This is a genomic window from Pandoraea anhela (genome assembly GCF_902459655.1).
GTDB classification, from domain to species: Bacteria; Pseudomonadota; Gammaproteobacteria; order Burkholderiales; family Burkholderiaceae; genus Pandoraea; species Pandoraea anhela.
In genome coordinates this window covers 1-528 of the sequence record NZ_CABPSB010000060.1, presented here as the reverse complement: position 1 = coordinate 528, position 528 = coordinate 1, and the positions used below count along the sequence as shown (strand labels likewise).

Here is a 528-nt window from a genome sequence, read left to right as displayed (position 1 = left end):
GTGCTGGTGTTCCGTCCGAGCGGTCTGCTCGGCGAGCGCGTGGCCGATCGTGCATAAGCGGGGAGGATCGACATCATGAATCAACCCGTGCAAACGCCGGTGGCCACGCAGATTTCGGCGGCCGCCGCGACCCGCAAGGCCTACCGTGGCCTGGCGTTCTTCCTCATCGCTGCGATCATCGCACCGGTGCTCGTCGGCTACGCCGGCGGCAACTACTGGGTGCGCGTGCTGGACTTCGCGCTGCTCTACATCATGCTCGCGCTGGGCCTGAATATCGTGGTGGGCTTCGCCGGCCTGCTCGATCTGGGTTACATCGCGTTCTATGCCGTGGGCGCGTACGTCACGGCGTTTCTGAGTTCTCCGCACCTGACGTCGCAATTCGAGTGGATCGCGCATCTGTTCCCCGGCGGGCTGCATGTGCCCGTGTGGTTCACGATCCCGATCGGCGCGGCGGTCGCTGCCGTGTTCGGCATTCTGCTCGGTGCGCCGACGCTGCGCCTGCGCGGCGACTATCTGGCCATCGTGACG

General features: G+C 65.9%; 1 protein-coding gene. It reads left to right on the top strand.

From position 1 onward, the window contains the following. Nucleotides 1–75 precede the first annotated feature (75 nt). The coding region (locus tag PAN31108_RS26245) for an ABC transporter permease subunit (protein WP_442417683.1) at nt 76–528 on the top strand (453 nt) is incomplete at its 3' end.